The organism is Sunxiuqinia elliptica (assembly GCF_900113005.1).
GTDB classification, from domain to species: domain Bacteria; phylum Bacteroidota; class Bacteroidia; order Bacteroidales; family Prolixibacteraceae; genus Sunxiuqinia; species Sunxiuqinia elliptica.
Genome location: NZ_FONW01000002.1, coordinates 717,675 through 739,071 on the forward strand (window position 1 = coordinate 717,675; position 21,397 = coordinate 739,071).

Here is a 21,397-nt window from a genome sequence, read left to right on the forward strand (position 1 = left end):
TTTGTCGAAAGGTTTAAAAAAAACCAGATGTCATGAAGAAATTCACACAGCATTTAAGCATAGGTGCTTATCACACCAACCAATACACGCAAGTTTCAGTAAGCTCTTTATTTAATTTTATGATTGAAGCAGCTTGGCTGCATGCGCAGGTCATGGAGTGGGGCTACGAAGATTTGAAGACCAACAACATGTTTTGGGTTTTGTCGCGGGTGTATATTGAATTTGAGAACTATCCGAAGTGGCAAGATGAAATTGAGTTAGAAACCTGGTCGGCAGGAACTGATGGCATGTATGCTTACCGTGAATTTATTTTGAAGGATCAGGCTGGTGAGGTGATTTTAAGAGCCAATACAGCTTGGCTGATTCTGGATGTGGAATCGAAACGAATTTTCCGGCTTCGGGAGCTGAAAGATACGTTCCCGCGTTTGGAAGGCGTGCAGGTTTGCCGCCAGCCGAAGCGTATCAAACCTGAGGGGAGAGCCGAAGAACTGTTTTTTCAGCCGGTCCGATTTAGTGAGCTGGACATCAACCGCCACTTCAATAGTGTCAAGTACATTGAGCGGGTGCTGGATCACTTTGGAATTGACTATTTGAATGAGCATGAGCTGGAGAGCCTGGAGGTAAACTACCTGAAAGAAGGTTTGGCGGGAGATTGCTTGGCTGTCAATACCAAATTGTTGAACGAGCAGGCATTCTTATCAACCATCGTGCGGGAGTCGGATGATGTAGACTTATGCTGCGTAAAAACCAAGTGGCGTGCTCGAAAAAGGTAGGAGAAGAAGGAGACTGGAAACCGGATCATCTGACCACCAATTAAAAATTGCAGAGAGCAGAGAGCATGGGGCAAAGAGCAAAGCGTAATGATTGCTAACAAACTTTCTGATCACCGTTCACTGGGCACCGACCACTATTCCCCGATCACCAATTAGCTGTTTAAAAGTTGTTGAATACGTTCCATTTTTTCTTCCAAAGGCATAAAACCATCGAGCCAGTGAATTGGCGTTCCATGCTTTTCCATACGTCGGAACCAGGTCATCTGTCGCTTGGCAAACTGGTGAATGGCAATTTCCAGCTTGGTAAACATTTCGTCGTAGCTAAGTTCTCCAATCAGGTGAAGGGTCAGGTACTTGTATTCCAGTCCATAATAGGTGAGCTGCTCTGGCGTTAAGCCTTTGTCAAGTAGGCGTTGCACTTCGTCAAGCATGCCATCTTCCAGGCGCTGCTTGAGTCGTTCGGTAATTCGTTTGCGACGGTTTTCACGATCAAACTTAACACCAACAATCAAGCTGTTAATTTCCGGCATCTCATTATTTAGTTCCGGATTGTCTTTCATGTAGATTTCAATTTCGATGGCGCGTAAAACCCGGCGACGGTTTTCAATATCGGTGGTATTGTGGAGCTCCGGTTTGATTGCTTTCAGCAGTTCACTCAATTCATTCAGGCTTTTAGGCTCTAATTCAGCTCGGAGCTCATGGTTCTTGGGAACCTGGATTAATTGATAATTATTTAAAACTGCTTCGAGGTAAAGACCACTGCCTCCGCACAGTACCGGAAACTTCTGGCGGCTGGTAATATCGGAGTATGCTTCCAGAAAGGCATTGTGAAACAAATAGACATTGTACTCAAAGCCCGCATCAACAATGTCAATCAGGTGATAGGGGATCTGTTGGCCGTCAATTTCGTAATCTTCATAATCTTTGCCGGTTCCCAAATCCATTCCGCGATAAATCTGCCTTGAATCTGCCGAAATGATTTCTCCGTCAAGTAGTTTGGCAGCGTGGGCAGCAACCGTTGTTTTTCCTGAAGCGGTTGGGCCCAGAATGGTTAGCATCTGATATTTTGTTTGTTTCATCTCCATTTGTGATTAGGGTTTACAAAATAATGTATTTTTGTAACGCAAAACCAGAGAATATGGATTTTAAAGAGAGATATCGTCAGCTTTTTTATACTTGTCGTCATGTTTTAACAGAACCCAAAAAAGTTTGGAAAGATGAAGCTGCCGGCTTAAGCCCTCAGGCTTTGTTGAAAAACTTTTATCTGCCTTTGGTTGTATTGGTTGGCCTTGGCGTTTTTTTGGGACAGCTGATTTTTAGTAGCCAGTTTTTACTAAGCTATGCCTTGGCGAAGTCGTTGCGCGAGGTGGTCAGCTACCTGTTGCAATACTTCATGGCCGTTTATTTGCTGAATGAGTTGCTGACAGGTTTTGGTGGCGAAAAAAACAAAGAGGCTGTGAGTCGATTAGTCGCCTATTCATTTTTGCCTTTCCTTTTAATGTCATTTGTGGTTGGCCTTTTCCCGGGCTTATATGCACTTGGCGTTTTAGGTCTTTATGGGATTTATTTATTTGTACAGGGAGTGAAAGAGAGTTTGGTGCTACCTTTGGAGAATCAAAATCGCTATACCATGGTTGGCTTACTGCTGATTTTTCTTATCTTCCTTCTGCTAAATGTATTTAGCTGGAAATTATTACAAGCATTCTACGGTTATGGTGCATAAAAAACAAAACATCAATATAAAAAATAAGCGTGCGTATTTCGATTATGAAATTCTGGAGAAATTTGTTGCCGGGATCCAATTGGTGGGTACCGAAATAAAATCGATCCGGGCTAGTAAAGCATCGATCGGAGAAGCCTATTGTCGTTTTTCTCGAAATGAATTGTACGTGGTGAATATGAATATTTCGGAGTATGACTTCGGAAACATCAATAACCATGAAGCACGCCGGGACCGCAAACTCTTGCTGAATAAAAAGGAACTTGAGAAACTGCAAAAGAAGATTAAAGAGAGTGGATTGACCATTATTCCGCTACGCTTATTTTTAAACGATCGTGGTTTAGCCAAGCTGGAAATCGGTTTGGCCAAGGGGAAAAGAACCCACGATAAGCGCGAGACCTTGAAAGCAAAAGATGCTAAGCGCGATATGGACCGGGCCATGAAATTCTAAATAGCCGAAAATTCCTTTATTTTTTAATTTGACTCTTGCTTCGGATGGGGCGATTGTCGTAACTTGTAGCTTGTAATTTTAAATATAAAATAAGTTAATGCTATGAGTAAGTTTTTACCCCTAAGCTTGATCTTAGTTGTTTTAATTGCTTTTGCTGAACCAGCATCTGCCCAGGGTTTTTTGAATAAACTGAGCAAGAAGGTTCAGGATAAAATCGAACAGAAAGTCGAGAAGAAGGTTGATGATAAGATAGATGAAAAGGTAGACGAAGAGTTGGATAAAGTCTTTGAAGAACAGGAAGAGGATGATGCTGTTGATGATGCAGACCGCGATGCTGCTCGCCTTCAGAAAATGATGAAGGGTTTTGGCATGTCCGGAGAACCCGTTCCGGTGGAGGATGATTACACTTTTGACTCGAAGTTGCAAATGCATATTGAAACCTACAACAAAGATGGAAAGCAAGAAAGTGACGGTGACTTTATCACCTATTTAGATTCAAAAGGAAAGAACTTTGCCTATCAGTTTATCGGCGGCGATATGCAGGATAAAGGTAAAGGTATGTTTATCATGGACCTGAAAAACAAAGCCATGATTATTCTCTCCGAAGATGAGCAAAGAGGAGAACGACTGGGTGTTGTTTATGGCTTGGATATGTCAGAAATGGATGATTGGGATGAGGAGGTATACGACGATTTGAAAGAAGATGAGGTTCCTGATATAGCCATGAGTCCTTATGTGAAGAAGACTGGCCGGACAAAATCAATTGAGGGATACAAGTGTGAAGAGTATTTGTACAATGATCCGGAAGATGAAGTTGAAGCCAGTTTTTGGATTAGTAAAGATGTGAAGATTGCGACGCGCGATTTTATGGGAACATTAATGAAGTCGGCAAGCTATTCTCATGGAATGCCATGGGGCTTTGTTATGGAGTCGGAATCGACGGATACCGAAACCGGTGAGCGTTCGATTATGCGCGTGACCGATTTGGATACGAATGCAAATAAAAAATTTAGTCTGAGTGGCTATAAAATTACCAATATTGGGTCAATGCAAATACCCAATGTGGACGGGGAAGAATAAACTGTTTATGCTTTTAACATGGGCTCTTTCGGTTACCGGAAGAGCCTTTTTTATACCACTTGAATATTTTCCATGGGAATAATTGGTTCGCCTTTATAGCGAAGTAGCAGGTTTGCTACCGCCAGCGTATCTTTCTCACAATACCTGATGACTCGATCAATCTCACCATCTTCATAATACACCTGAGCAACCTGGCTACCATCAATGTCATCTTTAGGAGTGGGGATGTTAAAAACGGCACAAAGCAAGTTTAAGGAGGTGTAGTTTTTGTAATCGCCAAATTTCCAGAGCTGGAGGGTATCCATGAGTTTGTCTTTTACTTCCCAGGGTTTCATGCCGGCAATGTCGAGTGCTTTGGGGAGCGGAAGTCCATTAATCAGGGTGCGGCGGGCAATGTAAGGATAGTCAAATTCCTGCCCGTTATGTGCACAAACCCGTTTTCCGGAATGCGACATAAACTTGTTGAGCATGTCGTTGAACTGGGCGAGTAGCTTCTTCTCATTGTCATCGTAAAATGATTTTACGCGATAAACCCGTTCGCCAAGTCGCTGGGTAACTACGCCCGCCGAAATGCAGATGATTTTTCCAAACTCAGCATAAATACCTGCACGCTCATAAACATCAGCAGGTGTTTGCTCTTCATTTCTGAAAAAGGTCGATTTCTTTTCCCAAAGTCCCTGGAATACTTCATCCAGTTCATCGAAATTTGGATGTTGAGGAACGGTTTCAATGTCGATAAAAAGAATGTCTTCTACATTTACTTGACTGAGCATGACTACAGGTTTTGTTTGATGAAATTGGTGAAAATATTGATGGCTACCGTATTGTTGCCTCCCTGAGGAATAATGATGTCGGCAAAGCGTTTGGTCGGCTCGATAAATTGAAGGTGACTAGGGCGAACGGTTTCTTCGTAGCGCGTTAAAACCTCTTGGACATTTCTGCCACGTTCAATAATATCACGCTGAATAACCCGGGACAAACGGACATCGGAATCACAGTCGACGTAAGCTTTGATATCCAGCATCTTTCGTAACGAAGCATTGGATAAAACCAGGATCCCTTCCACAATCAATACGGATTTGGGACTAATGGTTCTAGTTGTTTTCTGCCGGGTACAAGTCAGGTAAGAGTAGGTTGGCTCTTCAATGCTTTGGCCGGTTTTTAGTTCGGCTAAGTGTTTGGTGAGCAAGCTGAACTCGATGGAGTCTGGATGGTCAAAGTTAATTTCTTTGCGCTCTTCCATTGGAAGGTGGCTATTGTCGCGGTAGTAAGAATCTTGCGAAATAACGGCAACCTCGTTTTGAGGGAGTTGCTCAATGATTTTTCTGACAACCGTTGTTTTCCCAGAACCGGTTCCTCCGGCAATACCAATGATGATCATACAAGTTGAATTTTAAGTAAAGATAAACAAGCTTGGCTTAAAATTGGCATTTTATGGTTCCACGAAAGGAAAATGTTAACTTCGCAGACGAAAGATAAACCCTTTTTAAAAACACATTACCTATGATTAACCACGTGGTTCTTTTTAAGTTAAAAGACTATCCTGAGGCTGAAAAAGAAGTTGTTTTACACAAAATTAAGTCAGCACTTGAAGGTTTGAATGGCAAGATAGAACAACTGAAGCACTTGGAAGTGGGATTGAATTATGAGTTGAATGCAAAGTCTTATGATGTTTGCCTGATCTCGCACTTTGAAACAGTTGCCGACCTGGATATTTACCGGGTTCATCCTGAGCATTTGAAAGTCGTTGATTTAATTACTGAAGCAACAGTGGAGCGTGCTGCTGTAGATTTTGAATTTTAAATTACTTATCAAGAGAAAGAAATGGAAAAATTATATCCGTTGAAATTTAAGACCCAGTACATGGATAAAATCTGGGGTGGACAAAAAGTCAGAACTCACTTGGGAAAAGATTTCGGTAAACTGCCTAATTGTGGTGAAACCTGGGAAATTTCGGGGGTTCAGGACCACGTATCGGTTGTTAGTAACGGCTTCCTTGCCGGTAATTCGTTGGAAGAACTGATTGAAGTTTACATGGGCGATTTGGTTGGTGATAAGGTGTATGAACGATTTGGCGTAGAATTTCCTTTGCTGATCAAATTTATCGATGCCAATGATGATTTGTCCATCCAGGTGCATCCTGATGATGAATTGTCGAAAAAGCGTCACCAGGCCTTTGGTAAAACAGAGATGTGGTACGTTATGCAGGCTGATCAGGGAGCAAAGCTGAACTTGGGGTTCAAAGAGGAATTGACCAAAGAGCAATACCTGGAAAAGTTTGAAGCTGGACAATTGATGGACATCCTGAACTTTGAAGAAGTAAAAGAAGGAGATGTGTTGTTTATGCCAGCAGGAAGAGTACACGCCATTGGTCGTGGTGTGTTGGTTGCTGAAATTCAACAGACTTCTGATGTAACTTACCGAATTTACGACTATGAACGGAAAGACGCCGAAGGTAATGAGCGTGAATTGCATACAGAATTGGCATTGGATGCTATTGATTTTACTGTTCCAGAATCATATAAGACCGAATACGAGGCAAAACAAAATGACTCCGTAGAGGTTGTTAAGTGCGACTATTTTACAACCAATGTGTTGGAGCTGAACCAAAAATTGGAGCGCGATTTCCACCAAGAGGATTCGTTTGTGATTTATATCTGCCTGGAAGGGGAATTGACCATTGATTTTGAGGAAGGAAGTGAATCCGTAAAGAAAGGCGATACCGTATTGGTACCTGCTGCTTTGGAGCAATTCTTTTTAAGCCCTCAGAATTCGGATGTAAAATTGCTGGAAGTACACTTATAATATAAACCAAGAGGTAGGCAATAATTGTCTGCAACTGCTGGAGGTTTTCGTCGTCGAAATGGTGTGAACCTCCGAAGTTTTTTAATAAGAATTAAAACAAAAATTGATGGAGATAAAAACAGCCCGCTTTGTAATGAGTAACTCGGATGTGAAAAAATGTCCTGACCCCAATAAACCTGAGTTTGCATTTATTGGTCGTTCCAATGTGGGTAAATCTTCATTGATAAATATGCTAACAGGGCAGAAGAAGTTGGCAAAAACCTCGTCACGACCAGGAAAAACACAGTTGATCAATCATTTTCTGATAAATGAAGATTGGTTTTTGGTTGACCTGCCAGGCTATGGCTACGCCAAGGTTTCCAAGAAAAGCAAGGAAAAATTTCAGGCCTATATCGTGAATTACATCTTGCAACGTGAAAACCTATACTGCTTGTTTGTTTTGGTTGATGCGAGGCATGAACCCCAGAAAATTGATATGGAGTTTATCAATTGGCTGGGAGAAAAAGAGGTGCCATTTGCGCTTGTTTTTACGAAAGCTGATAAGCTGGGACGTACGAAATTGGATAAAAACCTAGCCGCTTATAAAGCAGAGCTTTTAAAGGATTGGGCAGAGTTGCCCCCCCTATTGGTTAGCTCGGCTGAGGCGGGAGTGGGGAAAGAAGATATCTTGTCATTTATTGAACAGAACGTTTAATGAAGTAAGAGTTTTGTTCTGTTATTCAGGTAGCTAACATTTTAATTGCTTGTGTTTTTTTTCATTTTTAAATAACTTAGAACAATTGCTGGTAAGGTTATTTTAAAGATTTTTTTACCTTTGCGCGCATTCCCAATGCTACAAAAATTAAACAAAAAAAAATGGCTAAAAAGGCTCCTTTAAAGATTTTTACAGGTACAGCAACAAAGTATCTAACAACTGAAATTTGTAAGAGTGTTAATGTTGACCTGGGGAAATCTTCCTGCCCCGTTTTCGCTGATGGTGAGTTTGAACCGTGTTATGAAGAGACGATTCGTGGGGCACATGTATTCATCGTTCAGTCTACTTTCCCAACTTCTGACAACTTTATGGAGTTGTTGTTGATGATTGATGCGGCTAAAAGAGCGTCGGCATATAAGATTATTGCCTGTATTCCGTATTTTGGATATGCTCGTCAGGACCGTAAAGATAAACCACGCGTTTCAATTGGTGCAAAACTGATGGCAGACTTGCTTTCGGCTGCAGGAGTTGACCGCGTTATTACGATGGATTTACATGCTGATCAGATTCAGGGATTCTTTAATGTTCCTGTTGATCACTTGTTTGCTTCGGCACTGTTTATTCCATACATCCAAAAAATGGGATTGCGTGACATCGTTATAGCGTCACCAGATGTAGGTGGAACCAAACGTGCAAATACCTATGCCCGAATGCTGGGAACTGATATGGTAATCTGCCACAAATCGCGTGCAAAAGCAAACGTGGTAGGCAGCATGACCTTGATTGGTGATGTTCGGGATAAGGATGTGATTATTGTTGATGACTTGATTGATACAGCTGGAACAATTACAAAAGCAGCTGGATTGATGATCAAAGAAGGAGCTAACTCTGTGCGTGCATTTGCTGCTCACGGATTGTTGTCAGGCCCTGCTTACGAACGAATTGAAGAATCAGCCTTGCAAGAGGTTTATTTTACTAACTCTATTCCGCCTAAAAAGGAATCGAGCAAAATTAAATACATCTCGGTTGCTGACGCTTTTGGTGAAGCAATTCAACGCGTGTATAAAAATGAATCGATTAGTTCGTTATTCTTTAAATAATTTAATAAATTTGCCCCGCTTTTTCCAACGGCATAATGGTTATGTATGCTGTTTGCCCTTTTAACAAAAGGGAGGACTGAGTACCATAATTAATTTAAAACATTTTTAAAATGAAATCAATCGACATTAAAGGCCAGATTCGTGAAGGTCTTGGAAAGAAAGAATCAAAAAAATTAAGAAACGAAGGAAAAGTACCATGTGTACTTTATGGTGGCGAAGAGCCAATTCACTTCTTTGCGACAACTGGTGATTTTCGTCCATTAATTTATTCTCCTGACGTTTACTTAATTAATCTGGAAATTAACGGTGAAGTGCACAGCGCTATCATGCAAGATGTTCAATTCCACCCGGTTGAAGAGCAAATTTTGCACGTTGACTTCTTGAAAACAACTGAAGAGAAGCCAGTTAAAATTGAAGTTCCGATTAAAGTTACTGGATATGCAAAAGGTATGCGTTCAGGTGGTAAGTTGAAAGTAAACTTGCGCCGTCTGCGTGTAAAAGCATTGGCTAAAGACCTGCCAGACGTAATCAACGTTGATATTACCAAACTTGGTTTGGGTGACAGCGTTAAAGTTGGTGAGTTGGAGTTGGAAAACATTGAATTCTTGAACTCAAAATCAGTTCCTGTTGTTTCAATTATCATCACTCGTGCTGCTCGTGCCGCTATGGGGACAGCTGCTGCTGGAAATGATGATGAAGAAGAAGCAACTGAAGAATAAAACTTTCGGAACGACCCTATTGAATTTTGTTCTTAGGGCCGTTTCATCCGTATTGCCGGAAAATACCGAAAAAGATTTTTTACGGATGAAATATTTAATAGTAGGACTAGGTAATCCGGGGAGTGAATATGAGAACACCCGGCATAACATAGGATTTAAAATATTGGACGCTCTTGCTGATGCGTCCAATATTGTTTTTAGCGATAAACGTTATGGCTTTGTAACCGAGTACAAGTTTAAAGCTCGAACGTTTGTTTTGCTGAAACCCACTACTTATATGAATCTTAGTGGGAAAGCAGTAAATTATTGGTTGCAGAAGGAAAAAATTCCATTCGAAAACCTTTTGATATTGACTGATGATTTGGCCTTGCCTTTTGGGACATTGCGGCTACGAGGAAAAGGTGGAGATGCAGGTCATAATGGATTGAAGAGTATTCAACAAGTTACCGGACGTAGCGACTACGCTCGTTTACGGTTTGGAATTGGGAACGATTTTCATCCCGGGCAACAGGTGGACTATGTGTTGGATGAATGGGACGAAGAAGAGAAAGCAGCTCTACCCGAAAAAATTGATACTTGCGTCCAGATTATTAAGAGTTTTGGTACCATTGGTGTTGCACGCACCATGAATCAATTCAATAAACGGAAATGACATGGGAGACCAGGTTCGCGTTGATAAATGGCTATGGGCAGTTCGGGTTTTTAAAACTCGAAGCATAGCAACTGATGCTGTTCGTAAAGGACGGGTGATGATTGATGACTTGCCTGTAAAGCCATCGCGCGTACTGAAAGTAGGAGATGTGGTTCAGGTGCGCAAGTCTCCGGTAACCTACCGTTATCGGGTGTTGAAATTGGCCGAAAAACGTATGGGAGCTAAATTGGTTAGCGACTATATGGAAGACATAACGCCACAAACGGAATTGGAGGTTCTGGAAGTCCAAAAAAATATGGGCTGGTTTCAGCGTGAGCGCGGAACAGGACGTCCGACCAAAAAAGAACGACGAGACTTGGATAACTTTTTTGAAAATGATTAGCCATGTTAATTGCTAAGGAAAAACGGAAAAAGAATATTGCAGAGTACATTCTTTACTTATGGCAAGTGGAGGATTTGTTGCGGGCTTTAAAATTCGATCCAGAGCAAATTGATCAGAATTTGGTGGCGCGGTTCGAAGTGGATAAGGATACGCGAAAAGAAATTGCTGATTGGTATCAGAATCTCGCGCTTATGATGGAGAAAGAGCGGATCACCCAGCAAGGGCACCTTCAGTTTGTTTTGAACCTGATTGATGATTTATACCAATTCCATTTGCAGTTATTGGGGACCAGAAAAGATCCTCAGTATCCAGCTTTGTTTCAATTGGCAAAGCCTGTCATTGAAGAATTTAAAACAAAAAGTGCCACTCAGGAGGACAATGATATCCGGTTTGCTTTTCAGGCACTATACAGCATTGTACTTTTGCGCTTGCAGAAAAAGGAAATCTCGACTTCCACGCAGACGGCAATGGAGCATATTAGTAAGCTGATAGCGCATTTGTCAGCCCGCTACCTTCAATTTGAACAAGGCAAGTTTGAGCTTTAAATAAAACGGTCTTTATCCTCCGGATTTGGAAGCATGCAGCTTGTTCGTTTCCCAAACCATCGAAAGCGTTTAGCCGCAACCCAGCGGTAGAGCTGATTACGCCATGAGTGAGGTAAAATCTTCGCAATATTGGCTAAAAGAAATATTCCACCCAATTGGTTTGCTATTCGGAGTATCGCATCTGCATGGGTGTAGTGGTTCCCAGCTTCTATTAGAATAATCGAATCGATCGTTTCGGGGATGGCTCGTTCTTTTTTGATTTGCTCTCCGATGGCATTACTTAGTGGACTAAAAAGAAACTGTTTTTTCTGGTCGTATTTTAGTATCAATTGAACAGACCGACTACAGAGATGACAATACCCATCAAACAAGATAATGCTCTTATCTCTGGGAAGCTTGATCATTTATTGTTTTTAAAATCGAGTAAAAGTCCTTCTGCAAGCCAGTTGGCCAACGCCTGGCGGTTATTGCTTTTGATAAAGCGTTGTTGGTCCCGATAGTGATTGATGTTCCCTAGTTCAATAAAAACAGCAGGAGGGTAGCTATATTTCAGGACATATAAATTGCGGCTCGAAACTGTTCCGTGGTATCCTCGGTTAGGCTGATGTGTGTCGTATTTCCTTTTAAATGTTTGCTGAAGGTTTCCTGCTAATTTCTTTCCTGTTTTACTTCGTTTGTCATGGTAAAAGAAAACATCAATATCTTGCCCCTTACTTCTCGAATCAACATGGGTGATGACTAAACGCTGAAAGCTGCCACGGTGCTTCATATACAACTTATTGACAGCATCTTTTCGTTGCCGAAGCCGCTTTAGTTGGTTGTGCGGAATGGTCAGTTTAGGATAACAAGTTTCGTCTTTGTCGGGCTTCAAAAAACTTGCATCACGAATGCCATCATTTTCATCCCGCGTAATCATGTAAACTAAAGCACCATGCTCGATCAGGCGCCGGGCTAACCTGAGCGTGACATCATAGGCGTATTCGTCCTCGCATAAGGTATGATTTCCATAGCGTCCAACAGCACCGGGATCAGGTCCTCCATGCCCGCTTACCAAATAGTAAATAGCTCCTTGTAGTGCATTGTCAATGGGTTTTACCTGTTCGTAAGTTTTTCCAAAAATAGGGTAGATTGCCCCGCCGGAACTAACCGGTTGAGTGGTTTGTGCTTTGTTGGGTAATCTGTAGCTTTGTCCGACGTAAAGGCTGTTGTTTTTACCCAACTTATTTTTGTTTAATTCGATAAAGGCATTTAAATGTTCTGATGGTGATAGATCATGACGCTTGAGTAAACTGTAAATTCCTTCACCATCTTTTGCGACGGTTGTTGGGTAGTCTTGAGCTATCGAGGCCAAGCTTAAAAAAAAGAAAATCAGTGTAAGTGAAAATTTATAGGAAAGGCTCAACAATTGGCCTGAAAATCGGTTCTTCATTGAATTAAAACTATTTTTTATAAGAACGAATTGTTAAGTTTAATGTTTATAAGAAACAACAAAAACGTAATTGGGAATAAAGCTATTTTTTATTCCGGAAAAATAAAACGAATGCGCTACTCATTTATCCTCATCATGCTGTTGATAATCTCTTTTTCCTGCAAAACTCCTCTGAGTGTCAGTTCTGTGGAAATGGATAATATTTCGAACCAACCAAGCAGTTTTTCTGATGATTCAGCCATTGTTCGGCTTGTTGCTCCTTACCGGCAAAGTTTGGAAGAAGATATGTCCGAGGTATTGGCCATCTCTTCCGAAGAGTTAAGTAAAGCAAAGCCGGAAAGTAAGCTTTCAAATTTTGTGGCCGACTTACTGATGAATTCAGGAAAATCATACTGTCGAATGAATAATAAAGCTTTTTCGCCCGATATGGCCTTTGTTAATTACGGAGGATTAAGAACCAGCTTGCCACGTGGAGAAGTTACTGTGGGAAAGATTTATGAGCTGATGCCATTTGAAAATGAAATGGTGTTACTGAAATTGCCTGGAGCAACCATGATGAAGTTTTTGAAGCTAGTGGCTGCCCGAGGAGGTGATGGAATCGCGGGAGTCAAGCTGGGAATACAAGCAGATGGTTCAATCTCGAGCTTGCAAATTGGCGGACGAACGTTCAATGAGGCTCAGGACTATTGGTTGGTTACCAACGATTATATTGCCGGAGGTGGTGATGCCATGACAATGCTTGCAGAAGCTACGGAATATCTGGGGACAGGCTTGAGGATTCGGGATCTTATAATTGATAGCTTGAAGCAAAATTACAAGGACGGGAAACGCATACGGATTGAATTGGACGGGAGGTTTTACTATGAGTAACAGAAGAAAATTTATACAGCAACTTACAGCAGCTTCATTCGGGTTAGGATTAACAGGAAAGTCAATTGATTTGCTGGCTGATGAAGGACTAAAAACCTTAACGATCTTGCATACAAATGATGTACATTGTCATATTGATCCTTTTCCCGAAAATCATTCCTTTTTCAAGGGGCGGGGCGGATTAGCTCGTATGTCAAGTTTGGTAACCCGGATCAGAAGAGAACAATCCAATGTTCTGTTGTTGGATGCGGGAGATATGTTTCAAGGAACACCTTACTTCAACTATTATAAAGGGGAGCTTATTCTGAAAGTAATGACCGAAATGGGCTATGATGCTTCTACTTTAGGAAACCATGAATTTGATAATGGACTAAAAGGAATTGCAGATGTGATCGATTATGCTGGTTTTCCATTGGTATGTAGTAATTATGACTTTTCGAATACCCCTTTGGTAAATACCTTCCCTGATTATTTGATCTTTAGAAAAGATGGAATTAAGGTTGGTATTTATGGTTTAGGAATTGAGTTGGATGGCCTCGTTAGTCAGTCCAATTATGGAGATGCGGTTTACCTGGACCCAGTGAAAGTTGCACAGGAAAAGGAGGCTTACCTAAAAAATGAAAGAGGATGCGACTTGGTCATTTGTTTGTCGCATTTAGGCTTGGAGTATAAAGAGGCAAAGATTTCGGATAAACTTTTGGCCAAACAAACACATTTTACCGATTTAATTATTGGTGGTCATACGCATTCCTTTTTAGATGCCCCATTGGAATTGAAAAATGCAGATGGAAACCGAATTGTGGTTAACCAGGCTGGCTGGGGCGGAATGGTGCTTGGACGAATCGATTTTATTTTTGACCGAACTAAAAAGCAGGCAGCAGGACTTGTGGCTCAGAATATCCCGACTTCCTTATGAAACCAATCAATCAAATTTTATTGGCATTATTGAGTGGATTACTTTTAGCCTTGCCATGGATGGGATTAGCTCCTGGCTGGATTTTGTTTGTTGGCTTAGTGCCACTATTGGCTCTTGAAAATAATTTTGATAGAAGTAAGACGACTTCATCTGCAAGCCAATTTTTTCGATATGCTTTCCTGGCTTTTTTTATCTGGAACCTGCTTTCATGTTGGTGGATTATGCGTTCCCATTTGGTTGGAATGTTGACCATTGTGTCTATGAACGCTTTGTTGATGGCAGGTGTTTGGTGGCTTTTCCATCTCATGAAGAGGCGATTTAATGTTGGGCTTGGTTACTTTTCTTTTTTGGCATTCTGGCTGGCTTTTGAGTACATACACTTTAACTGGGATTTGGAATGGCCATGGATGACTCTGGGGAATGGCTTTGCAAATCAGGTAAAACTGATTCAATGGTATGAATATACCGGAGTCTTGGGAGGTTCTGCTTGGATTTTAGGGACGAACCTGCTTATTTATCGAGCAATTGAACGAAGTCGTCAGAAACAATGGTTTCACGTGTTTGGACGAGGGACGCTGGCGATCTTATTGGTGCTAGTTCCGGCTTTAATATCAAAGCGCTTATACAATCAACAGGCTTTAGGCGGAGAAGAAACCTGTCACGTGTTGGTATTGCAGCCGAATGTTAATTCGCAATCTGAAAAGTTTAAAGAGGGGAATGAGTATAAACAGCAAAAACAGCTTATTTATTGGGTTGACTCTTTGGTTGACGAGCAAACTGACTTTGTTTTGGCTCCGGAAACTGCTTTACCCGTGGTTATTTCCAGCGATAGCTTGGCCTATAGTAAATGGCTGGCTCCTTTTGTGCATCGAACAGACAAGGCAGCGATGCCGGATATTGCATTGGGGGTTTATACGCGCGAAGATTATTCGGCAGAAGACCGCTCAGCAACCGCCAGGTATGATGATGAGACAAAAAGCTATTTTGACGTTTACAATGCAGCTTTGTTGGTGAATGCTTCAGGAGATATTCAAGAGTACCGAAAGAATAAGCTGGTAAGTGGGGTCGAAAAGATGCCCTATAGTCGCTACTTTTCATGGATTGAACGGTTTGTTGTTGATATGGGGGGTGTGACAGGGAGTTTAGGCCGAACAGAAATGCCTTCAGTGGTGAAAGCAAGTGACGGTGTGCTTATTGCTCCGGTTATTTGTTTTGAATCTGTTTTTGGCGCCAATATAGGCCAACAAGTAAAACAGGGTGCCAACCTGATTTTTATTTTAACAAACGATGGTTGGTGGGAAGATGCTGAAGGTATTCAACAGCATTTGGCTTTAGCCCGACTTCGTGCGATTGAAACCAGAAGGAGCATTGCTCGTTCTGCGAATACCGGTATTTCGGCATTCATTGATAAGTATGGTAATTTATTGCAGGTAAGCGCTTGGAATCAGGAAGTAGCTCTCAAAGGAGAACTCGAACTTAGTCATGAGCTTACATTTTACGTTCAGAATGGTGATTATCTGGGGCGTGCGAGTTTGTTTGTTAGTGTTATGCTTCTTTTATACCTACTGGTTCAGCGCCAAGTAAAGAAGGAGGAGCGCTAAAAAAAGACAAAAAGAATCCGCATTAATTCTTTTGTGTAAAATCCCTAATCAAAAGGATTTGAGTGCCTGGTCGATCAGACTTCCACCGGTAGCGAACTACTCACCTCGAATACTCGAGGCTACAAGGCCTGTCTTTACGTCCAAAAGCTTTCTCGGTTCAATATAAACTGTTGAATTTACCAAATTTGAACTAATGCGGACAATATCTTTGTTATAGAACGTTTTCTTGGTTCAAATATAGTTTCCGGCGTGTGACTTTCCAAAGAAAATAGGTGATTTAATAACATTCGGTGAATATCTGCTTGATTAATAATGGTATTGCTTGTAGCCGCTACTATGAGAGGGAACTTTCATGTTTTTTATCCGTAAAAAAACTTTGGTGAATAAAGTAATTCTTGTTTCTGCTTTAGTTCCAATAACTTCCCATTTTTTTGTAAAAAAACCTTCATTTTTTTAGTGGAATAATTTTGTGAAAGCGAAAAGTAGTTCTATATTTGCACGCACATTCGAAACGGGAAACACCCATCGGATGGGAAGTTCAAAAGATTATTACAAAGAGAGACGAAATTTAGTCACGATATTTCAGGAGAGATGGGTGAGTGGCTGAAACCACCAGTTTGCTAAACTGGCGTACTTCGCAAGGGGTACCGGGGGTTCGAATCCCCCTCTCTCCGCATTAAAATATTATTCGGGATGTAGCGCAGTCCGGTTAGCGCACCTGCTTTGGGAGCAGGGGGTCCCAGGTTCGAATCCTGGTATCCCGACAAAATGGGAAACCATAGAAAATCAAAAGCCTGTAAATCGTATGATTTACAGGCTTTTATGTTTTTGGTAAAGTCAATTCATATCAGTCAATATCACAAAAAATGTGAGTTAAACGGTGAGTTTTTTTTTTATTTAACTTCGAACTCACCAGATAGGCTTAATCGTTTGTTTTTCAGTTGTTAGTATGGGCTCGTTTTTTGTAATTTTCTGCTGATTAGAGGCTGGTATTTATGCTTGTAGGTATAGCATAATGAGTTGATTATAATGGATGAATAGTTTGGTGTAAACAGTCTGAAATGTTAGACGAAAGTCTTTTTATCTCGATTTATTTTTTGAAGCAGGATATTTAGAAGTTGGGTAAGGAAGCAAAGTGAGCAAATAAAAGGAACATGACCAAAGTTAAAAGTTGCTAAGCAGCTTAAAATGAATTATTAAATGTTCCAAACAAATCTGGAATAATCAATTTTATTCAAGTTTTGCAGTTACCTTTATAGAAATCCCAAATCTGTTTCTAATGCAAATTACAGTAACGAGAAAAGCCATTAAGTTTCTTCCTGACTCCAGTAGGGTAATCGCACGTTTCCTTTATGTGAATGATCACCGAGCTAAGAACACAATTCGATCGGTCTTGAGTATGAATGAGAATGAAGTAGTCTCAGCATTAAGTCCTGTCCTTAGGGATTATTCTCTCCGCCATCGAAATATCTCAAGAATTTTTGAATTGCATTTTAATAAGATTACCCATTTAATTCAATCACTTGGGGAGGAACCTCAATCGCTTAGTATTTCAAGAAAAATTTTGATTGGCTCTTATTTTACGATGGAATATTCGATTGAATCGGCGGCTTTTTTTAATCCATCAATTGTAGAGCATCCTGATCAATCAGAAACAGGCCTAGGGGAAAAGAGAGTTATATTAAGTTTCAGGGCAACGGGTGAAGGTCATATCTCATCAATTGTTTTCAGGACTGGCGTGCTCGATAAAACGAATAAGCTATCCATAGAGCCTGTAGGAAAGATGCTGGAAGAAGCTGAGTATATCCGTCACCATATATACGATAAAGAAGCTTTTGAAGAGCAACTGAATGAAATGAAAGATTTTCATGGGATTATCCCTTCTAATTTGATTATGAGACAACTCAATGATAAATTCACCTTTGAAGAGTTACAGAAATGCATTGAAGAAGCTCGAAAATCTCTACACCTTTCGGCGGACAAAGAAGTCTTGTTTAATCAAATCAATTGGCTGGCTTCATCTCATTATGAACTGGATTTTTCACTAGACTCGAATATCTCGGAACGAGTTATTTTTCCTGTATCATCGAATGAGAAAAATGGTGTTGAAGATGCTCGTTTTGTGAAGTTTATAGACGACGATGGCGCTGTAACTTACTATGCGACTTACACGGCATATGATGGGACAAGTATTTTGCCAAAAATGCTGGATACCAGGGATTTTTATCATATTAGAGTATTGCCTCTTCATGGAGAGATTGCTCAAAATAAAGGAATGGCTCTTTTTCCACGCAAGGTAAATGGGAAGTATACGATGCTTTGTCGCTTAGATGGTTTCAATAACTATATAGCTTTTTCAGATAACATTAATGTCTGGCGGGAAGCTCAATTATTGCAGCAACCTAAATTCTCGTGGGAATTAATTCAAATTGGAAATTGCGGGTCACCTATTGAAACTCCAGAAGGATGGCTGGTCATTAGTCACGGAGTAGGGCCTATGCGAGAATATGCACTTGGGGCTTCGCTATTTGATCTTCAAAACCCAGAGAAAGAGATTGGACGACTGAAAGCTCCTTTGTTGTTACCCAATGCCGAAGAACGTGAAGGCTATGTTCCCAATGTGGTTTACTCTTGCGGCTCCATCATTCATAATGATGACCTAATTATTCCTTATGCCATGTCTGATTATGCATCAACTTATGCGACTGTTGATTTACGTGAGCTTCTGAATGAATTGAAAAAGTCTAAAGAGTAGCTCATATCTGCTATTGTTATGGAATGAAAATATTTTAGTTCAAAATGCTCATCTTCAGGATTGTAGAGTGTGTGTGCGTAAATGTAAGAAAGATGTAACTCTTAACTTGAATTGTGTAATGCTTTTGGGGTAAGCAAAAGATAACTTTATGTATTGATTATTCATTTAATACACAATTCAATGAAAAAAGTAATTTTTCCCATGATCATGGCAGGCATAATGGTAAGTTTGGTTTTTATGTCATTTGGACAGGAAGCGAATAAAAAGGCCATAAAAGCCAGAGTTAATTTACAAGACGACCAAACTGACACTACTACCCACAAGATGGAAATGATGAAAGTTCATCTTGATTTCATTTCTGAATTCCAGAATTTCAAGAAAAAGGCTGAATTGAAATTTGCGAACAATGAGAAGTGTATTGCAGATTTTAAGGAGAACCAGACTAAACTCAAAAAGATGGATGATGCTTGTAAGGAAAAGATTTCCAAATTAGAACAAAGGAACAATAAGCTGAAGAATATGCTGACAAATTACAAAGATGCTGGAGCTTATGAGTGGAAATCGTTTAAGAACTTATTCAATTATGATATGGAAGAGCTTGAGGTAGCATTGGAAGAGCTTGCTCCTTTCGAAGAAAAGTAGTTAATAGGTCTGTTATATTTTGTTAGGCTAATTGTTAATATAGAAACTTCGACCTAATGTTTGAATCTAAAAGTCGATGAAACGAGGACAAAGCTTTTTAATTCATTTTATTACTAGCAGGAGTTTAGATTTCAGGAAAGAGCTGAATTAAGCTGATTCATTAGTTCAAATGGAGCGAGCTATCGTTGTATGATGATGTTGTTGACAGTGGAAAAATGTGAATCATGTAACTCTTATTCAGAACTATGTAACAGATATCAGTTTGTCGTAGATTATCTTTGCTTGTATCAATTTTGAATTGCAGAATTTTAAATTGAATAAGATTATTAACAACTTAAAAAGAAAATGATACTCATAGGTCTTTTAGTAGTTCTTCTTTTTTTTCCATCTAATTTATCTGCTAAAAGGATCAATTTTAATTTTTCAACAATTGTTCCTACGGTAACAGGCTATGTGGAGGTTAAGGGTGGAAGTAACAGGAACCACTACATTAAAATTAAAATAAGTAATTTGGATAGAATTGAAAAGATGGAATGCTCCGAATTAACCTATGTGCTTTGGATGGAAACAGATCAGGACGAAACTGAGAACTTGGGGCAACTAGTCAGTACCCCCGTCCTTTTCTCAAGTAAGTTACAGGTTACAGTAGAGACTGTGTCTTCTTATCAACCTGTAAAAGTATTTATAACAACTGAGTCTGAGGTCAACGTTCAATATCCAGGACAACAGGTTGTACTAACAACAGATAGATTTTAGAATGAAGTGTTGTCATTGTTGATTTGATTAACCGATTGACAATCAAATTCATTTTTTGGAGTCAATGAAAAGTAAAAGTCATGAAAAATTCACCTTACATTATTGCAGGATTACTCGTTCTTCTGTGGGCTATTGTGACCTTAGGATTTCATTCCTTTAGGTATATTGATATTCTTTTACCTATAGCTGGATTCATTGTGCTTCTTCGGATTTTGTTTCACAGTGATGCTTTGAAAAAACGCTGATGGAGAAGCTATTTTGATATTAATCGGTAATAGCTTTATTTGATACTAAGATGAGATCAAAATAATTGAGAGCACATTATCAGAAGATTAGACGAGGGGAGCTTTTATAGCCAATGTTGATCTTACTCTTATTGAAATTTGGATTTTACTCTTGTATAAGTTGTCAATGCTGAGTAGAATGCTGAAATACGCAGGAACCAAAATTAAACAAAAATAAAACGGAGTTCGGATGACAACTAAAGCAAAACAGGTATTGATTGCTCTTGATTATGATCCAAGTGCACAGAAAGTAGCAGATAAGGGATTTTTGTTTGCCAAAACAATGAAGGCAAGAGTTACCTTACTTCATGTAATTGCTAATCCGTCGCATTATACTTCAATTGGACGAGTTACGATCTTGGGATTTTCCGGGCACTTAGATACAAGCAAAAAAGTAGTTGAAGTAGATCTTGAACCGGATGAAATATCTAGCCAATTTCTTGATAAAACAAAACGATATTTGGGTGATGATAGGATTCAAACCCAAACAAAAGAAGGCGATTTTGCTGAATGCATATTAACTGTAGCAAAAAGTATTCATGCTGATGTTATTGTTATGGGGTCTCATAGTCGTAAGTGGTTTGAAAACACGGCAATGGGAAGTGTTACTGAGAGAGTATTGTTATATACAACGATACCAGTGTTGATTATTCCTACAAAAAAATAAATCTTGATTTAGATAGCATAAATAGTAGGTTTTATCTATCGCAAAACGGCTAAATTTTAAGAAAATGGAAATGAAATCATTAAAACAATTAGGAGTTTGGATGGATCATTCAAAGGCCAACATCATGGAATATTCAAATGAGGAAGTTATATCAATTTCATTAAAGTTAACTCCTGCCTTTTCGGAACAGGTCCAAAATTTGAAAATGAATGAGAGTCTAATACACAACAAGGAACAGAATAAGCAAAACGACTTTTACAGTAAGTTAGGAGATATTATAAATGATTATAACGAAGTTCTTTTGTTTGGACCAACGAATGCAAAAAGTGAATTATTCAATAGGTTAAAAGATGACTTGCAATTTAAAAAGATAAAATTTGAAATCAGGGTGACTGATAAATTGACCGAAAATCAACAAAGGGCTTTTGTGAAAGACTTTTTTCGAGAACGAGAAACAAGCAATTGATACTTGAAATGAGTAGTTGAAACAGGTTCTGAAAATATTAATCTGGTTCTTGTTTTCTTAACGTCATGTTAAAAGTGTGTTGTATACAAA

The 21,397-nt window shown here is 39.8% G+C and carries 25 protein-coding genes and 2 tRNA genes; 22 read left to right on the forward strand and 5 right to left on the reverse strand.

Annotation, left to right across the window (positions count from 1 at the left end; translation table 11 throughout):
• Positions 1-32 precede the first annotated feature (32 nt).
• The gene (locus tag BM156_RS07800; protein WP_093919266.1) at positions 33-773 is read left to right on the forward strand and encodes an acyl-[acyl-carrier-protein] thioesterase; all 741 of its coding nucleotides are present in this window, start codon (positions 33-35) and stop codon (positions 771-773) included.
• 152 nt (positions 774-925) lie between these two features.
• Here the strand turns inward: BM156_RS07800 and miaA are convergent, their stop codons facing one another.
• Entirely contained in the window at positions 926-1,852 is a 927-nt protein-coding gene (miaA, locus tag BM156_RS07805; RefSeq protein WP_244525720.1) for a tRNA (adenosine(37)-N6)-dimethylallyltransferase MiaA, read from the reverse strand.
• A gap of 59 nt (positions 1,853-1,911) precedes the next feature.
• Here miaA and BM156_RS07810 point away from each other — a divergent pair, with 59 nt between their 5' ends.
• The 3 genes from BM156_RS07810 (at position 1,912) to BM156_RS07820 (ending at position 4,024) form a co-directional block, all read left to right on the forward strand.
• Positions 1,912-2,496, forward strand: a complete 585-nt coding sequence (locus tag BM156_RS07810; RefSeq protein ID WP_093919268.1) for a Yip1 family protein — start codon at positions 1,912-1,914, stop codon at positions 2,494-2,496.
• On the forward strand, positions 2,486-2,944 hold the full coding sequence (smpB, locus tag BM156_RS07815; RefSeq protein ID WP_093919269.1) for an SsrA-binding protein SmpB: 459 nt from the start codon (positions 2,486-2,488) through the stop codon (positions 2,942-2,944). The genes BM156_RS07810 and smpB overlap by 11 nt, the downstream gene beginning before the upstream one ends.
• Positions 2,945-3,046: 102 nt before the next feature.
• On the forward strand, positions 3,047-4,024 hold the full coding sequence (locus tag BM156_RS07820; RefSeq protein ID WP_093919270.1) for a DUF4412 domain-containing protein: 978 nt from the start codon (positions 3,047-3,049) through the stop codon (positions 4,022-4,024).
• A gap of 50 nt (positions 4,025-4,074) precedes the next feature.
• Here the strand turns inward: BM156_RS07820 and BM156_RS07825 are convergent, their stop codons facing one another.
• The gene (locus BM156_RS07825) at positions 4,075-4,797 is read right to left on the reverse strand and encodes a ribonuclease H-like domain-containing protein (protein ID WP_093919271.1); all 723 of its coding nucleotides are present in this window, start codon (positions 4,795-4,797) and stop codon (positions 4,075-4,077) included.
• Positions 4,798-4,799: 2 nt separating this feature from the next.
• Complete coding sequence (gene udk / locus BM156_RS07830; RefSeq protein WP_093919272.1) at positions 4,800-5,405, reverse strand: uridine kinase; 606 nt, start codon at positions 5,403-5,405, stop codon at positions 4,800-4,802.
• A 122-nt stretch (positions 5,406-5,527) separates the two neighbouring features.
• On the opposite strand from udk, the gene BM156_RS07835 reads away from it, so the two are divergent.
• The 8 genes from BM156_RS07835 to BM156_RS07870 all read left to right on the forward strand — a co-directional run bounded on the left by BM156_RS07835 (position 5,528) and on the right by BM156_RS07870 (position 10,921).
• The gene (locus tag BM156_RS07835) at positions 5,528-5,827 is read left to right on the forward strand and encodes a Dabb family protein (protein WP_093919273.1); all 300 of its coding nucleotides are present in this window, start codon (positions 5,528-5,530) and stop codon (positions 5,825-5,827) included.
• Positions 5,828-5,848: 21 nt separating this feature from the next.
• Positions 5,849-6,829 (forward strand): type I phosphomannose isomerase catalytic subunit, encoded by a 981-nt coding sequence (locus tag BM156_RS07840; protein ID WP_093919274.1) that lies wholly within the window; start codon positions 5,849-5,851, stop codon positions 6,827-6,829.
• Positions 6,830-6,935: 106 nt separating this feature from the next.
• Entirely contained in the window at positions 6,936-7,523 is a 588-nt protein-coding gene (yihA, locus tag BM156_RS07845; RefSeq protein WP_093919275.1) for a ribosome biogenesis GTP-binding protein YihA/YsxC, read from the forward strand.
• Between the two features lie 161 nt (positions 7,524-7,684).
• Positions 7,685-8,623, forward strand: a complete 939-nt coding sequence (locus tag BM156_RS07850) for a ribose-phosphate pyrophosphokinase (RefSeq protein ID WP_093919276.1) — start codon at positions 7,685-7,687, stop codon at positions 8,621-8,623.
• A gap of 110 nt (positions 8,624-8,733) precedes the next feature.
• Complete coding sequence (locus BM156_RS07855) at positions 8,734-9,342, forward strand: 50S ribosomal protein L25/general stress protein Ctc (protein ID WP_093919277.1); 609 nt, start codon at positions 8,734-8,736, stop codon at positions 9,340-9,342.
• Positions 9,343-9,427: 85 nt separating this feature from the next.
• A complete protein-coding gene (pth, locus tag BM156_RS07860) occupies positions 9,428-9,994 on the forward strand; it encodes an aminoacyl-tRNA hydrolase (RefSeq protein ID WP_093919435.1) in 567 nt (188 codons plus the stop codon).
• A 1-nt stretch (position 9,995) separates the two neighbouring features.
• Positions 9,996-10,376, forward strand: coding sequence for an RNA-binding S4 domain-containing protein (locus BM156_RS07865; RefSeq protein ID WP_093919278.1), 381 nt, complete (start codon positions 9,996-9,998; stop codon positions 10,374-10,376).
• Between the two features lie 2 nt (positions 10,377-10,378).
• On the forward strand, positions 10,379-10,921 hold the full coding sequence (locus BM156_RS07870; RefSeq protein WP_093919279.1) for a DUF4924 family protein: 543 nt from the start codon (positions 10,379-10,381) through the stop codon (positions 10,919-10,921).
• On the opposite strand, the gene BM156_RS07875 is transcribed toward BM156_RS07870, so the two are convergent.
• A complete protein-coding gene (locus BM156_RS07875; RefSeq protein ID WP_093919280.1) occupies positions 10,918-11,325 on the reverse strand; it encodes a thiol-disulfide oxidoreductase DCC family protein in 408 nt (135 codons plus the stop codon). The two genes, BM156_RS07870 and BM156_RS07875, sit on opposite strands and share 4 nt — an antisense overlap.
• Positions 11,322-12,350 carry an N-acetylmuramoyl-L-alanine amidase family protein gene (locus tag BM156_RS07880; protein ID WP_170846890.1) on the reverse strand — a complete coding sequence of 343 codons (1,029 nt, stop codon included), beginning with the start codon at positions 12,348-12,350 and terminating at the stop codon, positions 11,322-11,324. Before BM156_RS07880 ends, BM156_RS07875 begins: the two co-directional genes overlap by 4 nt.
• A gap of 111 nt (positions 12,351-12,461) precedes the next feature.
• On the opposite strand from BM156_RS07880, the gene BM156_RS07885 reads away from it, so the two are divergent.
• The 10 genes from BM156_RS07885 to BM156_RS07930 all read left to right on the forward strand — a co-directional run bounded on the left by BM156_RS07885 (position 12,462) and on the right by BM156_RS07930 (position 21,307).
• A complete protein-coding gene (locus tag BM156_RS07885) occupies positions 12,462-13,220 on the forward strand; it encodes a 5'-nucleotidase C-terminal domain-containing protein (RefSeq protein ID WP_170846891.1) in 759 nt (252 codons plus the stop codon).
• Entirely contained in the window at positions 13,213-14,136 is a 924-nt protein-coding gene (locus BM156_RS07890) for a bifunctional metallophosphatase/5'-nucleotidase (protein WP_093919282.1), read from the forward strand. Before BM156_RS07885 ends, BM156_RS07890 begins: the two co-directional genes overlap by 8 nt.
• Positions 14,133-15,737, forward strand: coding sequence for an apolipoprotein N-acyltransferase (gene lnt / locus BM156_RS07895; RefSeq protein ID WP_093919283.1), 1,605 nt, complete (start codon positions 14,133-14,135; stop codon positions 15,735-15,737). Before BM156_RS07890 ends, lnt begins: the two co-directional genes overlap by 4 nt.
• Positions 15,738-16,322: 585 nt before the next feature.
• Positions 16,323-16,411 (forward strand) — tRNA-Ser (locus BM156_RS07900).
• A gap of 15 nt (positions 16,412-16,426) precedes the next feature.
• A tRNA-Pro gene (locus BM156_RS07905) sits at positions 16,427-16,501 on the forward strand.
• 515 nt (positions 16,502-17,016) lie between these two features.
• On the forward strand, positions 17,017-18,492 hold the full coding sequence (locus BM156_RS07910; protein ID WP_093919284.1) for a glycoside hydrolase family 130 protein: 1,476 nt from the start codon (positions 17,017-17,019) through the stop codon (positions 18,490-18,492).
• A 180-nt stretch (positions 18,493-18,672) separates the two neighbouring features.
• Complete coding sequence (locus BM156_RS07915; protein WP_139218232.1) at positions 18,673-19,134, forward strand: hypothetical protein; 462 nt, start codon at positions 18,673-18,675, stop codon at positions 19,132-19,134.
• A 510-nt stretch (positions 19,135-19,644) separates the two neighbouring features.
• Positions 19,645-19,890, forward strand: coding sequence for a hypothetical protein (locus BM156_RS20590; RefSeq protein ID WP_139218233.1), 246 nt, complete (start codon positions 19,645-19,647; stop codon positions 19,888-19,890).
• 474 nt (positions 19,891-20,364) lie between these two features.
• Positions 20,365-20,841, forward strand: coding sequence for a universal stress protein (locus BM156_RS07925; RefSeq protein ID WP_093919287.1), 477 nt, complete (start codon positions 20,365-20,367; stop codon positions 20,839-20,841).
• 64 nt (positions 20,842-20,905) lie between these two features.
• Positions 20,906-21,307 (forward strand): hypothetical protein, encoded by a 402-nt coding sequence (locus BM156_RS07930; protein WP_093919288.1) that lies wholly within the window; start codon positions 20,906-20,908, stop codon positions 21,305-21,307.
• Positions 21,308-21,397 lie beyond the last annotated feature (90 nt).

What these genes read in the sequence shown, in the direction of transcription:
- BM156_RS07800 (WP_093919266.1), top strand. Translation starts at nt 33, where the DNA reads ATGAAGAAATTCACACAGCATTTAAGCATAGGTGCTTATCACACCAAC.
- miaA (WP_244525720.1), bottom strand. Translation starts at nt 1,852, where the DNA reads ATGAAACAAACAAAATATCAGATGCTAACCATTCTGGGCCCAACCGCT.
- BM156_RS07810 (WP_093919268.1), top strand. Translation starts at nt 1,912, where the DNA reads ATGGATTTTAAAGAGAGATATCGTCAGCTTTTTTATACTTGTCGTCAT.
- smpB (WP_093919269.1), top strand. Translation starts at nt 2,486, where the DNA reads ATGGTGCATAAAAAACAAAACATCAATATAAAAAATAAGCGTGCGTAT.
- BM156_RS07820 (WP_093919270.1), top strand. Translation starts at nt 3,047, where the DNA reads ATGAGTAAGTTTTTACCCCTAAGCTTGATCTTAGTTGTTTTAATTGCT.
- BM156_RS07825 (WP_093919271.1), bottom strand. Translation starts at nt 4,797, where the DNA reads ATGCTCAGTCAAGTAAATGTAGAAGACATTCTTTTTATCGACATTGAA.
- udk (WP_093919272.1), bottom strand. Translation starts at nt 5,405, where the DNA reads ATGATCATCATTGGTATTGCCGGAGGAACCGGTTCTGGGAAAACAACG.
- BM156_RS07835 (WP_093919273.1), top strand. Translation starts at nt 5,528, where the DNA reads ATGATTAACCACGTGGTTCTTTTTAAGTTAAAAGACTATCCTGAGGCT.
- BM156_RS07840 (WP_093919274.1), top strand. Translation starts at nt 5,849, where the DNA reads ATGGAAAAATTATATCCGTTGAAATTTAAGACCCAGTACATGGATAAA.
- yihA (WP_093919275.1), top strand. Translation starts at nt 6,936, where the DNA reads ATGGAGATAAAAACAGCCCGCTTTGTAATGAGTAACTCGGATGTGAAA.
- BM156_RS07850 (WP_093919276.1), top strand. Translation starts at nt 7,685, where the DNA reads ATGGCTAAAAAGGCTCCTTTAAAGATTTTTACAGGTACAGCAACAAAG.
- BM156_RS07855 (WP_093919277.1), top strand. Translation starts at nt 8,734, where the DNA reads ATGAAATCAATCGACATTAAAGGCCAGATTCGTGAAGGTCTTGGAAAG.
- pth (WP_093919435.1), top strand. Translation starts at nt 9,428, where the DNA reads ATGAAATATTTAATAGTAGGACTAGGTAATCCGGGGAGTGAATATGAG.
- BM156_RS07865 (WP_093919278.1), top strand. Translation starts at nt 9,996, where the DNA reads ATGGGAGACCAGGTTCGCGTTGATAAATGGCTATGGGCAGTTCGGGTT.
- BM156_RS07870 (WP_093919279.1), top strand. Translation starts at nt 10,379, where the DNA reads ATGTTAATTGCTAAGGAAAAACGGAAAAAGAATATTGCAGAGTACATT.
- BM156_RS07875 (WP_093919280.1), bottom strand. Translation starts at nt 11,325, where the DNA reads ATGATCAAGCTTCCCAGAGATAAGAGCATTATCTTGTTTGATGGGTAT.
- BM156_RS07880 (WP_170846890.1), bottom strand. Translation starts at nt 12,350, where the DNA reads ATGAAGAACCGATTTTCAGGCCAATTGTTGAGCCTTTCCTATAAATTT.
- BM156_RS07885 (WP_170846891.1), top strand. Translation starts at nt 12,462, where the DNA reads ATGCGCTACTCATTTATCCTCATCATGCTGTTGATAATCTCTTTTTCC.
- BM156_RS07890 (WP_093919282.1), top strand. Translation starts at nt 13,213, where the DNA reads ATGAGTAACAGAAGAAAATTTATACAGCAACTTACAGCAGCTTCATTC.
- lnt (WP_093919283.1), top strand. Translation starts at nt 14,133, where the DNA reads ATGAAACCAATCAATCAAATTTTATTGGCATTATTGAGTGGATTACTT.
- BM156_RS07910 (WP_093919284.1), top strand. Translation starts at nt 17,017, where the DNA reads ATGCAAATTACAGTAACGAGAAAAGCCATTAAGTTTCTTCCTGACTCC.
- BM156_RS07915 (WP_139218232.1), top strand. Translation starts at nt 18,673, where the DNA reads ATGAAAAAAGTAATTTTTCCCATGATCATGGCAGGCATAATGGTAAGT.
- BM156_RS07925 (WP_093919287.1), top strand. Translation starts at nt 20,365, where the DNA reads ATGACAACTAAAGCAAAACAGGTATTGATTGCTCTTGATTATGATCCA.
- BM156_RS07930 (WP_093919288.1), top strand. Translation starts at nt 20,906, where the DNA reads ATGGAAATGAAATCATTAAAACAATTAGGAGTTTGGATGGATCATTCA.